The following is a 13,417-nucleotide window of genomic DNA, read 5'->3' as shown; positions in this document are numbered from 1 at the left end:
CCGCGCCCGCTTCGGCACGGGCGCGGCCGACGGTCCCGTCGCAACGCGATCGGGAACAGCTCTAGCGTCCAATCCCGGCTCAGCGCAGCAGCGTCGGCACCACCCACCAGCCGGGATGGGCTTGCCCGATGGCGCGGGCGGCCAGGGCCGCCCGGCTGCGATGGCCGAAGATCCCGAACACCGTCGCGCCCGAGCCCGACATCCGGGCGAGCTGGCAATCGGCTTGCGCCCGCAAGGCGCTGAGCGCCGCGCCGATCACCGGCGCCACCGTCAGGGCCGGCGCTTCGAGATCGTTGCGGGCGGGGCCGATCGCCGCGAGCAGCGCCTCCGGCCCAAGGTCTCGCGCGATCTCCGGATGGGCCGCGCCGGGCAGGCTCTCGCCGACATTGAGCCCGAGGGCCTTGAAGACCGGTGCGGTCGGCACCGGCACCCCGGGATTGATCAGCACCGCCGGCAGCGGAATCGGCGCCAGGGCCGGGCCGATGCTCTCACCGGCGCCGCGCATCATCCGGGCGCGCGGCTCCAGGCAAACCCGCACGTCAGCCCCGGTGGCGCGGGCCGCCGCGATCACGTCGGGATCATCGAGGGCGATTCCGTTGAGCTGCGCCACGAGGCGCAGGGCCGCGGCCGCATCCGACGAGCCGCCGCCGATGCCGGCCGCTACCGGCAGGCGCTTCGTCAGGTGGAAGGCCCCGGCGCGCAGGTTCGGCCGGAGGCGCGCCAGATGGCGCACGGCGCGCAGCACGAGGTTGTCGTCGGTCGGGCCCGCGGGGCCGGCGGTCGGGCCGCTCACCGTGAGACCGAGGCTCTCACCCGGCATGAGGGACAGGAGGTCGGCGCTGCCCGCGAAGGCAACGAGGCTCTCCAGCGCATGATAACCGTCGCCCGCCCGCCGTCCGAGGACATGGAGCGTCAGGTTGATCTTGGCGGGCGCGCGGGTGACGAGGCTGGACATGGGGCGCGTCTAGCACGGCCCCGCTCCCGGCGGGGAGAGCTCTCGGGGCAAAGCCCGGACAGCCATCCACCGTTCCGGAGCCCTGGCTTGCCGCGCCGCGCCGTTGCGGTGGCGCGCTCTCTCAGGCCGAACCGGTCCGCGCTTCGGCGCAGACAGCGTTAGCCGCCGGTCTTCTTCTTGTCGGCCGAGCCCGGGGCGTCGTTCGGGGCGGGAGCACCCTTGGGCAGTTCCGGGTTCTCGGGGTTGTGCGGGGCCGCCACGGGGGCCGGCGGGTTCTCGGCGGTGGCGGTCGGCTTGTCGAGCTCGGGCAGGCCGTTCTTCAGCTTCTCGTTGATCTTCTCGAGATCCTCGGGCTCGGGGTTCAGGTCCTTGGCATGCTGCCACTGGAACTTGCCCTCGAGGCGGCGGCCGGAGCGCCAATAGGCGTCGCCGAGATGGTCGTTGATGGTCGGGTCGCCGGGCTTGAGCTCGACGGCCTTCTCCAGCTCGCGGGTGGCGTCGTCCCAGCGGCCGAGGCGGAAATAGGCCCAGCCCAGGCTGTCGATGATCATGCCGTCGCGCGGCGAGGCGTCGACCGCCTGCTTCAGCATCTTGAAGGCATCGTCGATGTTGATGTTCTGGTCGACCCAGGAATAGGCGAGGTAGTTCAGCACCTGGGCCCGGGCATTGGGCTGGCTCGGGGGCACGAGGTCGAGGGCCTTGCGCAAATCGGCCTCGGCCTTCGGCCATTGCTTGGCGCGCTCGTAAGCCGTGCCGCGGAAGTAGAAGGTCGTCCAGTAATTCTGCACCGGGCGGTCGCCGATCAGCTCGATCGCGCGCGAGTAGGTGGCGGCGGCCTCCTCGTACTTCTTGCGCGAGCGCTGGACGTTGCCGAGCGCCGTGATCACGTCGATGTCGTTGGGATGCGCCTTCATGGCAGCGTCGAGATGCGCCAGGGCCTCCTCGCCCCTTCCCATCTGCTCGAGATTGAGGCCGACCTGGATGTCGGCGTTGAGCTTGAGCGGGGAGTTCGCCGGGATCTGGCTATAGGCCTCGTTCGCGCGCTCCGGCTGCTTCATCCGGTCGAGGGTGTCGGCGAGCGTCAGGCGGGCCAGGGCGTGCTCGGGCGCGAGATAGAGGGCGAGGCGCAGATAGACCACCGCCGGCAGCTCGTCGCCCTGGGTCGAGCCGGCCGAACCCAGCCCGTACAGCACCTCGGCCCCGCCCTCCTGGGCGGTCGTGATGATGCGGCTCAGCGGCTTGCCGGCGCGCAGCTTGTCGAGGGCGTCGCGCACGATCGGGTGACGCGGCAGCAGGCTGTCGAACTCGGAATAGGCCTGGATGGCGAGATCGGTCCGCCCGGCCTGGGCCTCGAACCGCGCATAGGCGTCGACGATGCGCAGGGTGTTGCGGTCGGCGTCGTAGGCGGCCTTGAGGCGGCGCTCGGCCTCGGCCTGGTCGCCGACCACGCTGGCGATCAGCCCCGCATGGTAGTCCCGGAAGGTGTTGTAGTAGCGCTCGCCCTTGAGCTTGGCCACCGTATCGAGGGCGCGCTTGCCGTCGCCCTGGCCGGCGAAGGCCCAGGCGGTCAGGAGCGTCGCCGTGAGGTCGGCGGCGGCGCCCCGGCCGCTGCGGGCGAAGTTCTGGCGGGCGGCGGCCCACTGGCCGGCCTTGATCTGGCGCACGCCGAGGGCGAGCTGCGCGAGGCCGTTGGCCCCGTCCCGGGTGGCGAGGCGCTCGGCGGCCCGGAAGGCGTCCGGCAGAGCCCCGTCGGCGAGCAGCGACACGAAGGCCCGCTCGAGGAGCTCGGCATTGCGCGGATCGGCCTTCACGGCCTCGCGATAGAAGCTCGCCGCCGCCGCCGTGTCGCGCGAGGCGCCGGCGATGTAGGCCGAGAGGAAGTTCCCCTCCAGGGATTCGGCGGGCTCGTACTCGGAGATCGGCGAGGATTCGCGCGGCTGCGCCGCCGAGACGGCGGCCGGGAACGGGACGCTCGCGGCGAGCATCAGGGCCAGCAGCGACACGGTCCGGCGGGCAGCTTTTGCGTTCATGGGCACCAGTCGCGGCTCCTGCGCGCGCCGGACCGCGAAGGGGCCGGCGCCGATTTTGGCGGGGACAGTGAACTCTTCCCGCCACGCCCGCAAGGCGAAAGGATGGCGTGCGCTGGCCCGCCCTCCGCGACGCAATCGCCCGGATCACATGTTCGGGTAATTCGGTCCGCCGGGGCCCTCGGGGGTCTCCCAGTTGATGTTCTGGTTCGGATCCTTGATGTCGCAGGTCTTGCAGTGGACGCAGTTCTGCGCGTTGATCTGGTAGCGTACGCCGTCGCCCGCGGACGCATCCTCCACCCATTCGTAGACGCCGGCCGGGCAGTAGCGCGCGCTCGGGCCGCCGAACACGTCGTGCTCGGAGGTCTTCTGCAGCCCCATATCCTTGACCTTGAGGTGGGGCGGCTGGTCCTCCTCGTGGTTGGTGTTCGACAGGTAGACCGAGGAGAGCCGGTCGAAGGTGAGCTTGCCGTCCGGCTTCGGGTAGACGATCGGCGTCACCTCGGCGAGCGGCTTGGTGCAGGCATGGTCCGGCTTGCCGTGGCGCAGCGTGCCGAACAGCGAGGTGTTCAACAGCGTGTTGGCCCACATGTCGACGCCGCCGAGCCCGACGCCGACCAGGGTGCCGTAGCGCGACCAGAGCGGCTTCACGTTGCGCACCGCCTTGAGGTCCTGCCCGATCGGGCTGTCGCGCCAGCCGTTCTCGTAATCGGCGAGCTCGTCGCCCTGGCGGCCCGCCTGGAGCGCCGACGCGATGGCATCGGCCGCCTGCATGCCGGAGAGCACGGCGTTGTGGGAGCCCTTGATGCGCGGCACGTTCACGAAGCCGGCGGAATCGCCGACGAGGCAGCCGCCCGGGAAGACGAGCTTCGGGACCGATTGCCAGCCGCCCTCCATGATCGCGCGGGCGCCGTAGCCGATGCGCTTGGCGCCCTCGAACACCTCGCGGATCATCGGATGCGTCTTGAAGCGCTGGAACTCCTCGAACGGCGACAGGGTCGGGTTCTCGTAGTTCAGGTGCGTGACGAAGCCGACCGAGAGCAGGTGGTCGTCGAAATGATAGAGCCAGGAGCCGCCGCCGGCCTTGTTCGGCAGGGGCCAGCCCATCGTGTGCTGGACGAGGCCGGGCTGGAACTTGTCGGGCGCGAGCTGCCAGAGCTCCTTCACGCCGAGCCCGTATTTCTGGTGGTCGCGGTCCGCATTGAGCTTGAACCGGTCGATCAGGGTCTTGGTGAGCGAGCCCCGCGCGCCCTCGCCGAAGATCGTGTACTTGCCGCGCAGCTCCATGCCGCGGGTGTAGTCGTCGCGCGGCTCGCCGGACTTGCCGATGCCGAGATCGCCCGTGGCGACGCCCACGACCGCGCCGTTGCCGTCGTAGAGCACCTCGGAGGCCGGGAAGCCCGGATAGATCTCGACGCCGATCTCCTCCGCCTTGCGGCCGAGGAACTTCGTCAGGTTCGAGAGCGAGCCGACGAAATTGCCGTGGTTGGACATGAGCTTGGGGAAGAACAGGTTCGGCAGGCCGATGCCGCTGTTCTTCGTCAGGAACATGAACTCGTCGCGCTCGACGGCCGTCTTGAGCGGCCGGTCCGGATCCTCGCGCCAATCCGGCACCAGGGCATCGAGCCCGCTCGGGTCGATGACGGCGCCCGAGAGGATGTGGGCGCCGACCTCGGAGCCCTTCTCGACCACCACGACGCTGATCTCCTGGCCCGTTTCCGCGGCGCGCTGCTTCAGGCGGATGGCGGCGGCGAGGCCCGCGGGCCCGGCGCCCACGATCACCACGTCGAAATCCATACCCTCGCGTTCCATGCCCTCGCGTTCCGGAAGCGCCATCCTGTTTCCTCCTCGCGCCACCCGCGCGACAAAACCCGCGCGACCGTGGCTGATCGTCTCAACTCGTGGTCTTTCTCAACCCGTTCCAAGGTAGGAAGGCAAGCGGCAATGGACAGGCGCGCGGCAACGCCGCGCCTGGCCCGGATCGGCATCTCCTGTGTTGTCCACAGGCATTCGGAACACCACATTTCCCCTCATGACTTCGCATGCCGACGTTGAGCGCGACCTGATCTCGTATCTCGACTTCCACGTGGAGGCCGGCGTCGATGCCGCCCTCGACGAACACCCGCATGACCGCTTCCAGGAGGCGGACGCGCCGCCCCCAGCCCGGCCGGCCGCGCGGGCGCAAGCCGCGGAGCCGCCGCGCCGCGCCCTGCCGCCACGCGATGGCGGCGAGGCTGCCCCGGCGCCGCCGGCGCGCACCTACGGCCAATCGGCCGCGGCCAAGCCCGACGAGGCGGCGGGCGATGCCCGCGCGCGCGCCAAGGAGACCCGCTCGCTCGAGGAGTTGGTGGCGCTGCTTGCCGGGTTCGACGGCTGCCCGCTCAAGTTCACGGCCAAGAATCTCGTCTTCGCCGACGGCAACCCGGCCTCGCGCCTGATGTTCGTGGGCGAGGCCCCGGGCGCCGACGAGGACCGCATCGGCAAGCCCTTCATGGGCCGCTCCGGGCAGCTCCTCGACCGGATGATGCGGGCGATCGGGCTCGACCGCTCCAGCGCCTACATCGCCAACATCGTGCCGTGGCGCCCGCCCGGTAACCGCAACCCGACGCCCCAGGAGGTCTCGATCTGCAAGCCGTTCGTGGAGCGGCAGATCGAGCTTGCCGACCCCGACCTGATCGTCTGCCTCGGCAGCCCGGCGACCCAGGCGCTCACCGGCACCAAGGACGGCATCCTCAAGGCGCGCGGGCGCTTCTACCCCTACCGGGTCGGCAGCCGCGAGATCCGCGTGCTCGCCACCCTGCATCCGGCCTATCTCCTGCGCCAGCCCGTGCAGAAGCGGCTGGCCTGGCGGGATTTCCGGATGCTGCGCGCGGCACTCGACGGACGGGCCTGAATCGGTCTAGGCGCTGCGCCAAGCGGAACCGTTTCTTGGCCGGCGCCATTGGTCTGGCTGGCGGCGACGGCGTTGAACGAGTGGTGGCGGAATCATGCGCTGGGAAGACTTTCGCAGTTCGGAGAACGTCGAGGACCGTCGCGGCGAGGGCGGCGGCGGATTCGGCTTCCCCGGCGGCGGGGCCGGCGGGCTCGGCATCGGCACCATCGTGATCCTCTGCATCATCGGCTGGGTCACGGGCATCAACCCGGCGATCCTGATCGGCGGGGCCGAGCAGATGTCGGGCGGCGGGCGCCAGCGCGAGGAACAGGCCGATACCGGCACGCAGCAGCGCCGCCGCACGCCCCCGACCGATCAGAGCGGGCAATTCGCCGCCAAGATCCTGGGCAACACCGAGGATGTCTGGACCACCGTGCTGCCGAATCAGACCGGCAAGCGCTACACCCCGACCGCGATGGTGCTCTACACCGGCGGCACCCGAAGCGGGTGCGGCTCGGCCCAGGCCGCCATGGGGCCGTTCTACTGCCCACTCGACAAGAAGGTCTATCTCGACACCGGCTTCTTCAAGGAGATGCAGCAGAAGTTCGGCGTGAAGGGCGACTTCGCCTACGCCTACGTCATCGCGCACGAGGTCGGCCACCACGTCCAGGACGTGCTCGGCATCCTCGGCAAGGTGCAGGCGCGCCAGCAGGCCTCGGGCAAGGTCGAATCGAACCGCCTCTCGGTCCGGGTCGAGCTGATGGCCGATTGCCTCGCGGGCGTCTGGGCGAAGAACTCCAACGACCGCTGGAATTCCCTCGAACAAGGCGACATCGAGGAGGCTCTCCAGGCGGCGAGCGCCATCGGCGACGACAAGCTGCAGAAGCAGAGCCAGGGCTACGCGGTGCCGGATTCCTTCACGCACGGCTCCTCGGAGCAGCGGATGCGCTGGTTCATGACCGGCTACAAGAGCGGCCAGACCAAATCCTGCGACACCTTCCGGACCGCCGGGAACTGAAGCCCGAAGCGTGAAGCCCGAAGCCTAACGCCCGGTCCGATCGCGTACGCACGGGCTCCGCGATCGGCAAAGAAGCGCGGCCGTTGAACCCATCCGGCGCTCATCCGCGTAGGGGGCGGCATGACGGATGATCACGCGGCCCTGCACGCCCATATTCGACGGATCCTGACCGAGCACCTGCTTCATCCGGCCAAGTCCGGGCCGCGCGGGAGCGCGGATCGCCCGAGCCCTCAGAACGGCCAGGCGCTGCGCCAACACGTGCGCGGCGTGCTCCGCGCCTGGTCCCGACGCACCGGCACGGCCCGGAGACCGGATCGGTCGGGGCGCTGACCCAGGAGGCACGACGCCGCGAAGCCTTGACGCCGCGAAGCCTTGACGCCGCGAAGCCTTGACGCCGCGAAGCCTTGACGCCGCGAAGCCTTGACGCCGCGAAGCCTTGACGCCGCGAAGCCTTGACGCCGCGAAGCCTTGACGCCGCGAAGCCTTGCGGTGGGCGGCGCAGTGACCACCTGCGAGAGCCGGACCCCTCTCTCCCGCAGCCTCGTCGGATCAGGATCCCCATGCCGCTCGCGTTGCCCGCCCCCTTGCGCGCCCTCCTGCCCCGCCGCTTCCGCAAGCCGCGCCCGCGCGTCGCGGTGGTGCGCCTGAGCGGCGCCATCGGGGCGGTCTCGCCGCTTCGGCCCGGCCTCTCGATCGGCACGGTGGCGGGAAGCCTGGAACGGGCCTTCGGCATGTCGGGGCTGTCGGCCGTCGCGATCGTGATCAACTCGCCCGGCGGCGCTCCGGCCCAGTCGCACCTGATCCATCGGCGCATCCGCGCGCTCGCCGCCGAGACGAAGGTTCCGGTGATCGCCTTCGTGGAGGATGTGGCGGCCTCGGGCGGCTACATGATCGCCTGCGCGGCCGACGAGATCGTGGCCGACCCGACCTCCGTGGTCGGCTCGATCGGCGTGGTCTCGGCGGGTTTCGGCTTCGATCGCCTGATCGAGCGCATCGGCATCGAGCGCCGCGTCCACACGCAGGGCGAGGCCAAGGCGATGCTGGACCCGTTCCGGCCGGAGGACCCGGCCGACGTCGCCCGGTTGAAGCGCATCCAGGCGGATGTCCAGGAGCTGTTCACGAACCTCGTCACGGAACGGCGCCCCGGGCTGCGCCAGGACGGCGAGAGCCTGTTCACGGGCGCCGTCTGGACCGGGCGTCAGGCGGTCGCGCTCGGCCTCGTCGATGCGCTGGGCGATGTCCGCCAGGTGATGCGGGCGCGCTTCGGCGAGACGGTCGACCTGCGCCTCGTGGCGGAGGCCCGCGGCTCGCTCGTGGCGCGGCTCCTGCGTCGCGCCAGCCCGGGCGGGATCGGCCTGGCCGAGGAGGCCCTCGGGGCCATCGAGGAGCGCGCGGCCTGGGCGCGCTTCGGGCTGTGATCGTGTCGGTCGGACGCGGCGTCCAACGAGGGACGCCGCGCAGCGCGAGGCCTGCGGTGCCGGATCGCCCGGCTCAGCGCGCCGGGCAGGCGGCGCTCGGCGTCCCGTAGCCGGAATAGACCACCCGGACCTTGCGGGCGCAATTCTCCGGCTGAACCGGCGCGGCGATCGGCGCGACCTCCACCGGCAGCACAGCCACCGGCACCGCCACCGCGGAGGTGACCTCCGAGGTCGCGAGCGCCTTGCTGGCGCCCATGACGAAAGGTGTCGCGACGAGCGAGGTGGCCACGATGGCGGCGAAGACTGTGAAACCCTTGCGCATGACTGGTCATCCGAACCGTTTGACCGCCCGGGGGCGGTGCGTCATTCCCTGATTGCCCAGTAAACTTGGCCGGGGGCTTGGCAGTTCCGCACCTTGACGCAATCGTGGCGGAAATGTGTGCGAGGGCGCACGGGGGGCTTCGCACGGGGCCTTCGCTTGACACCCCGCCCCGCGCTCTTAAACGCTCCGGCCCATCGCTTTCCCGCCCGCCGGAAGTTTTTCAACGATGTCGAGCGCCGTCGATCTCGCCCCAGAAGCCTCGTTCCAGGGGCTGATCCTGACGCTCCAGCAGTTCTGGGCGGCGCAGGGCTGCGTGATTCTCCAGCCCTACGACATGGAGGTCGGCGCCGGCACCTTCCATCCGGCCACGACGCTGCGCGCGCTCGGCCCGAAGCCCTGGAAGGCCGCCTACGTGCAGCCCTCACGCCGGCCGAAGGACGGCCGCTACGGCGAGAACCCGAACCGGCTGCAGCATTACTACCAGTTCCAGGTGATCCTGAAGCCGAACCCGGAGAACCTGCAGGACCTCTACCTCGCCTCCCTCGACGCCATCGGGGTCGATCTCGGGCTCCACGACATCCGCTTCGTCGAGGACGATTGGGAGAGCCCGACGCTGGGCGCCTGGGGGCTCGGCTGGGAATGCTGGTGCGACGGGATGGAGGTGAGCCAGTTCACCTATTTCCAGCAGGTGGCGGGCTTCGAATGCGCCCCGGTGGCGGGCGAGCTGACTTACGGGCTCGAGCGCCTCGCCATGTACGTGCAGGGCGTCGAGAACGTCTACGACCTCAATTTCAACGGCGGCGCGGGCGCGGACAAGGTCACGTATGGCGACGTCTTCCTGCAGGCCGAGCAGGAATATTCGCGCCACAACTTCGAGGCCGCCGACACCGCGATGCTGTTCCGGCAATTCGCCGATGCCGAGAAGGCCTGCCGCAGCTACCTCGTGGCGGGCGAGCCGGACGGCCCGGAGGGGCGCCACCGTATGGCCCAGCCGGCCTATGACCAGTGCATCAAGGCGAGCCACGTCTTCAACCTGCTCGACGCGCGCGGGGTGATCTCCGTCACCGAGCGCCAGAGCTACATCCTGCGGGTCCGCGAGCTCGCCAAGGCCTGCGGCGCGGCCTGGCTGCGGACGGCGGGCGGTGCGGCCTGACCGAATCCGGGTGACGCGGCCGCGTCCCCTTCCGACATTCCGAACCCCGCCCGGACGCCGCCACGATGCCTGACCTCCTCCTCGAACTCCGCTCCGAAGAGATCCCCGCCCGGATGCAGCGCCGCGCGGCCGAGGACCTGCGCAAGCTCGTCACCGACGCGCTGGTGGAGCGCGGCTTCCTCTACGAGGGCGCCAAGGCCTTCGCGACGCCGCGCCGCCTCGCCCTTCACGTCGCCGGCCTGCCGCCGCGCGGCGAGGCGGTGCGGGAAGAGCGCCGCGGCCCCCGCGTCGGCGCGCCCGAGGCCGCCGTGCAGGGCTTCCTCAAGGGCGCCGGCCTCGCGAGCCTGTCGGAGGCGACGACCGTCACGGACCCGAAGAAGGGCGAATTCTACCTCGCGGTGATCGAGCGGCCGGGCCGCGAGACCCTCGACGTGCTGGCCGAGATCCTGCCCAGCATCATCCGCAACTTCCCCTGGCCGAAATCCATGCGCTGGGGCAGGGCCTCGGCGCAGCCGGGGGCGCTGCGCTGGGTGCGCCCGCTGCAATCGATCGTCGCCACCTTCGGCCCCGAGACCGAGACGCCCGAGACCGTGCCGTTCGCGGTGGACGGCATCGAGGCCGGCACGGTGACCTATGGCCACCGCTTCCTGGCGCCCGCTGCCTTTGAAGTCCGCCGCTTCGACGATTACGGGCCGAGCCTGGAGCGCGCCAAGGTCGTGCTCGATGCCGACCGGCGCAAGGACATAATCCTGCACGATGCCCGCGACCTCGCTTTCGCGCGCGGCCTCGACCTCGTCGAGGACGAGGGCCTGCTGGAGGAGGTGGCGGGCCTCGTCGAGTGGCCCGTCGTGCTGATGGGCTCCTTCGACGCGAGCTTCCTCGACATCCCGGCCGAAGCCATCCGGGCCACCATCCGGGCAAACCAGAAGTGCTTCGTCCTGCGGCGGGGCGACGGCGAGGACCTGGCCCCCGCCTTCATCCTGGTCTCGAACCTCGTGGCGAGCGACGGCGGCGCCGCGATCACGGCCGGCAACGAGCGCGTGGTGCGGGCCCGCCTCTCGGACGCGAAGTTCTTCTGGGAGACCGACAAGGCGATCCGCCTCGAAGACCGGCTGCCGAAGCTCGACAGCATCGTGTTCCACGAGAAGCTCGGGACGCAAGGGCAGCGCGTCGAGCGCATCGCAACGCTCGCCCGTGACCTGGCGCCTCTGGTCGGCGCCGACCCGGACCTCGCCCACCGCGCCGCGACGCTCGCCAAGGCCGACCTCGTCACCGAGATGGTCGGCGAGTTCCCCGAGCTCCAGGGCCTGATGGGCCGCAAATACGCGAGCCTCCAGGGCGAGCACCCGAGCGTCTGCGCGGCGATCGAGGAGCATTACAAGCCGCTGGGCCCGAGCGACCGGGTGCCGACGGACCCGGTCTCGGTGGCGGTGGCGCTCGCCGACAAGCTCGACACGCTGGTGGGCTTCTGGGCCATCGACGAGAAGCCGACGGGGAGCAAGGACCCGTACGCGCTGCGTCGCGCGGCTTTGGGCGTCATCCGGCTGATCAATGAGCGGCAGATCAAGATCGGATTGACGAAAAGCTTGAGGCAAGCTGACCACTTCTTGTCCGAGAAGGGCGTTTCGGCTCCTGCCAAGATCGAAGAGGACTATCTTCCCGATCTTCTCGCCTTCTTCGCCGACCGCCTCAAGGTCTATCTCCGCGAAAAGGGCGCCCGCCACGACCTGATCGACGCCGTCTTCGCGCTGCCGGGGCAGGACGATCTCCTGATGGTGGTGCGGCGCGTCGAGGCCCTGGGCAAGTTCCTGGAGACGGATGACGGCCGCAACCTGCTGGCCGGCTACAAGCGCGCGGCCAACATCCTGCGGATCGAGGAGAAGAAGGACGGGCGCGCCTACGACGCGGAGCCCGACGCGGCGCTGACCGCATCGTCCGGCCAGCCCGAGGAGCGGGCGCTCGCCGATGCCCTCGCCTCCGCCCGGACCTCCGCCTCCGCGGCCGTGGCGGCGGAGGATTTCGAGGGCGCGATGCGGGCGCTCTCGACGCTGCGCGCGCCGGTCGATGCCTTCTTCGACAAGGTGACGGTGAATGCCGAGGATCCGGCGCTGCGCGCCAACCGCCTCGCGCTGCTCAACGCGCTGCGGGCCGCTACCCGCGAGGTGGCGGAGTTCTCGAAGATCGAGGGCTAGGCTTCGCGCCGCCCGCGCGGGTCTCAGAACCAGCCCTTGATCTTGAAGAACACGATCGGCACGAGCGCGCTCAGGGTGATCAGCGACAGGCCGTAGGGATAGCCGTAGATCCAGTCGAGTTCGGGCATGTGCTTGAAGTTCATGCCGTACATCGAGGCGATGAGGGTCGGGGGCACGCCCACCACCGACACCACGGTGAGGACCCGGAAGACGTTGTTCTGCTCGATGCTGATGAGGCCCAGAGCCGCGTCGAGCAGGAACTGGACGTTCTCCGACAGGCGGGTCTCGAACTCGTCGAGCGAGGCGATGTCCCGGCGGATGGTCTCGAAGCGCTGATCCGCCTCGCCCTCGCTGAAGCTCTCGCACTCGGCGGCGACGAAGGGCACGATGCGCTCGAGGCCGAGGAGGCTTGAGCGGATCTTGCCCAGCGCCTTGCCGCGCCGGCCGATGCCGCGCAGGATCCGGCGCAGCGCGAGGTCCCGGCGGCGCGGCGGCCGCTTGTCGTCGGGCCGCGCGCTCGGCCGCGCCCGCACGTCGAAATCGAAGATCCGGGTGGAGAGCGCGTCGAGATCGGCGCCCATATCCTCCAGCGCGTCGGCGAGGCTGTCGACCAGTTCCTCCATCAGGAGCAGGAAGATCTCGGTGCTTGTGGCGCAGGGGCCATCGCCCTCCGCGATGCGCGTCTTCACCGCCGCGAAGGCCCGCAGGTCATGGAACCGCACCGTGATCAGCCGGTCCTTGGTGAGGACGAAGCCGAGGGGCTTCAGCTGCGAATCCGCCTGGTCGAAGGTGATCATCGGGGTCGAGAGCGAGAGACCGGTCTTGAGCCGGCGCAGGCGGCTCGAACTCTCGACCTCGCTGAGCGCCTGCCGCGAGGGCACCCGCAGGCCCGTCTGCGCCTCGATGCGCTCGGCCTCCTCCGCATTCGGATCGTTCAGGTCGATCCAGATCGCGTAAGGGGGAAGCGACCCGGGCGACGGGCCGGCGTGATCGGCCGCGCCCTCGGGGCCGTGCAGGCTGAGCATGGTGGGGAATTCCGTGTCGGGCCCGGGCGGGAGACGAATTTCACCGCCGTCCACAGGCGAAGACGGCGGCGACAGCCTTGACTCAAAAAACCGACGCGCCTATCTCGCGGCCTCGTTAGCACTCGATGCTCGAGAGTGCTAACCGTCGGCGCAAGGCGCGGTTTCGACCGCATCAACGCCATCTCTGAATTCGAAGCAAGAGGGCAGCTCATGAAGTTCCGTCCGCTGCACGACCGTGTCGTCGTCCGCCGTATCGAGGGCGAGGAGAAGACCAAGGGCGGCATCATCATCCCGGACACCGCCAAGGAGAAGCCGCAGGAAGGCGAAATCGTCGCCGTCGGCCCCGGGGCCCGGGACGAATCCGGCCGTGTCAACGCGCTCGACGTCAAGGCCGGCGACCGGGTCCTGTTCGGCAAGTGGTCCGGCACCGAGGTC

At 70.1% G+C, this 13,417-nt stretch carries 11 protein-coding genes; 6 read left to right on the top strand and 5 right to left on the bottom strand.

The window, feature by feature from the left end:
* Positions 1-79 precede the first annotated feature (79 nt).
* From F6X53_RS30735 to F6X53_RS30725, 3 genes are all read right to left on the bottom strand, one after another.
* Complete coding sequence (locus F6X53_RS30735) at positions 80-955, bottom strand: 4-(cytidine 5'-diphospho)-2-C-methyl-D-erythritol kinase (RefSeq protein ID WP_151005518.1); 876 nt, start codon at positions 953-955, stop codon at positions 80-82.
* A gap of 158 nt (positions 956-1,113) precedes the next feature.
* Positions 1,114-2,985, bottom strand: a complete 1,872-nt coding sequence (locus F6X53_RS30730; RefSeq protein ID WP_151005516.1) for a tetratricopeptide repeat protein — start codon at positions 2,983-2,985, stop codon at positions 1,114-1,116.
* 144 nt (positions 2,986-3,129) lie between these two features.
* Positions 3,130-4,818 (bottom strand): electron transfer flavoprotein-ubiquinone oxidoreductase, encoded by a 1,689-nt coding sequence (locus F6X53_RS30725; RefSeq protein WP_151005514.1) that lies wholly within the window; start codon positions 4,816-4,818, stop codon positions 3,130-3,132.
* A gap of 196 nt (positions 4,819-5,014) precedes the next feature.
* Here F6X53_RS30725 and F6X53_RS30720 point away from each other — a divergent pair, with 196 nt between their 5' ends.
* From F6X53_RS30720 to F6X53_RS30710, 3 genes are all read left to right on the top strand, one after another.
* Complete coding sequence (locus F6X53_RS30720; protein WP_151005512.1) at positions 5,015-5,875, top strand: uracil-DNA glycosylase; 861 nt, start codon at positions 5,015-5,017, stop codon at positions 5,873-5,875.
* Positions 5,876-5,969: 94 nt separating this feature from the next.
* On the top strand, positions 5,970-6,872 hold the full coding sequence (gene ypfJ, locus F6X53_RS30715; RefSeq protein WP_151005510.1) for a KPN_02809 family neutral zinc metallopeptidase: 903 nt from the start codon (positions 5,970-5,972) through the stop codon (positions 6,870-6,872).
* A gap of 560 nt (positions 6,873-7,432) precedes the next feature.
* Complete coding sequence (locus F6X53_RS30710) at positions 7,433-8,290, top strand: S49 family peptidase (RefSeq protein WP_151005508.1); 858 nt, start codon at positions 7,433-7,435, stop codon at positions 8,288-8,290.
* A 73-nt stretch (positions 8,291-8,363) separates the two neighbouring features.
* On the opposite strand, the gene F6X53_RS30705 is transcribed toward F6X53_RS30710, so the two are convergent.
* Positions 8,364-8,612 (bottom strand): hypothetical protein, encoded by a 249-nt coding sequence (locus F6X53_RS30705; RefSeq protein WP_151005506.1) that lies wholly within the window; start codon positions 8,610-8,612, stop codon positions 8,364-8,366.
* 226 nt (positions 8,613-8,838) lie between these two features.
* Here F6X53_RS30705 and F6X53_RS30700 point away from each other — a divergent pair, with 226 nt between their 5' ends.
* Together F6X53_RS30700 and glyS are read left to right on the top strand one after the other, a co-directional pair.
* Positions 8,839-9,765 carry a glycine--tRNA ligase subunit alpha gene (locus tag F6X53_RS30700; protein WP_151005504.1) on the top strand — a complete coding sequence of 309 codons (927 nt, stop codon included), beginning with the start codon at positions 8,839-8,841 and terminating at the stop codon, positions 9,763-9,765.
* 65 nt (positions 9,766-9,830) lie between these two features.
* Complete coding sequence (gene glyS, locus F6X53_RS30695; RefSeq protein ID WP_151005502.1) at positions 9,831-11,957, top strand: glycine--tRNA ligase subunit beta; 2,127 nt, start codon at positions 9,831-9,833, stop codon at positions 11,955-11,957.
* Between the two features lie 23 nt (positions 11,958-11,980).
* Here the strand turns inward: glyS and F6X53_RS30690 are convergent, their stop codons facing one another.
* Complete coding sequence (locus F6X53_RS30690; protein WP_151005501.1) at positions 11,981-12,982, bottom strand: CorA family divalent cation transporter; 1,002 nt, start codon at positions 12,980-12,982, stop codon at positions 11,981-11,983.
* A 210-nt stretch (positions 12,983-13,192) separates the two neighbouring features.
* On the opposite strand from F6X53_RS30690, the gene F6X53_RS30685 reads away from it, so the two are divergent.
* On the top strand, positions 13,193-13,417 hold a 225-nt coding region (locus F6X53_RS30685; protein WP_151005499.1), incomplete at its 3' end, for a co-chaperone GroES.

It is taken from the genome of Methylobacterium soli, assembly GCF_008806385.1.
Lineage (GTDB): Bacteria > Pseudomonadota > Alphaproteobacteria > Rhizobiales > Beijerinckiaceae > Methylobacterium > Methylobacterium soli.
Note: the sequence above shows the minus strand (reverse complement) of the source record. Positions and strands in the feature narration are given on the sequence as shown.

What these genes read in the sequence shown, in the direction of transcription:
- F6X53_RS30735 (WP_151005518.1), bottom strand. Translation starts at nt 955, where the DNA reads ATGTCCAGCCTCGTCACCCGCGCGCCCGCCAAGATCAACCTGACGCTC.
- F6X53_RS30730 (WP_151005516.1), bottom strand. Translation starts at nt 2,985, where the DNA reads ATGAACGCAAAAGCTGCCCGCCGGACCGTGTCGCTGCTGGCCCTGATG.
- F6X53_RS30725 (WP_151005514.1), bottom strand. Translation starts at nt 4,818, where the DNA reads ATGGCGCTTCCGGAACGCGAGGGCATGGAACGCGAGGGTATGGATTTC.
- F6X53_RS30720 (WP_151005512.1), top strand. Translation starts at nt 5,015, where the DNA reads ATGACTTCGCATGCCGACGTTGAGCGCGACCTGATCTCGTATCTCGAC.
- ypfJ (WP_151005510.1), top strand. Translation starts at nt 5,970, where the DNA reads ATGCGCTGGGAAGACTTTCGCAGTTCGGAGAACGTCGAGGACCGTCGC.
- F6X53_RS30710 (WP_151005508.1), top strand. Translation starts at nt 7,433, where the DNA reads ATGCCGCTCGCGTTGCCCGCCCCCTTGCGCGCCCTCCTGCCCCGCCGC.
- F6X53_RS30705 (WP_151005506.1), bottom strand. Translation starts at nt 8,612, where the DNA reads ATGCGCAAGGGTTTCACAGTCTTCGCCGCCATCGTGGCCACCTCGCTC.
- F6X53_RS30700 (WP_151005504.1), top strand. Translation starts at nt 8,839, where the DNA reads ATGTCGAGCGCCGTCGATCTCGCCCCAGAAGCCTCGTTCCAGGGGCTG.
- glyS (WP_151005502.1), top strand. Translation starts at nt 9,831, where the DNA reads ATGCCTGACCTCCTCCTCGAACTCCGCTCCGAAGAGATCCCCGCCCGG.
- F6X53_RS30690 (WP_151005501.1), bottom strand. Translation starts at nt 12,982, where the DNA reads ATGCTCAGCCTGCACGGCCCCGAGGGCGCGGCCGATCACGCCGGCCCG.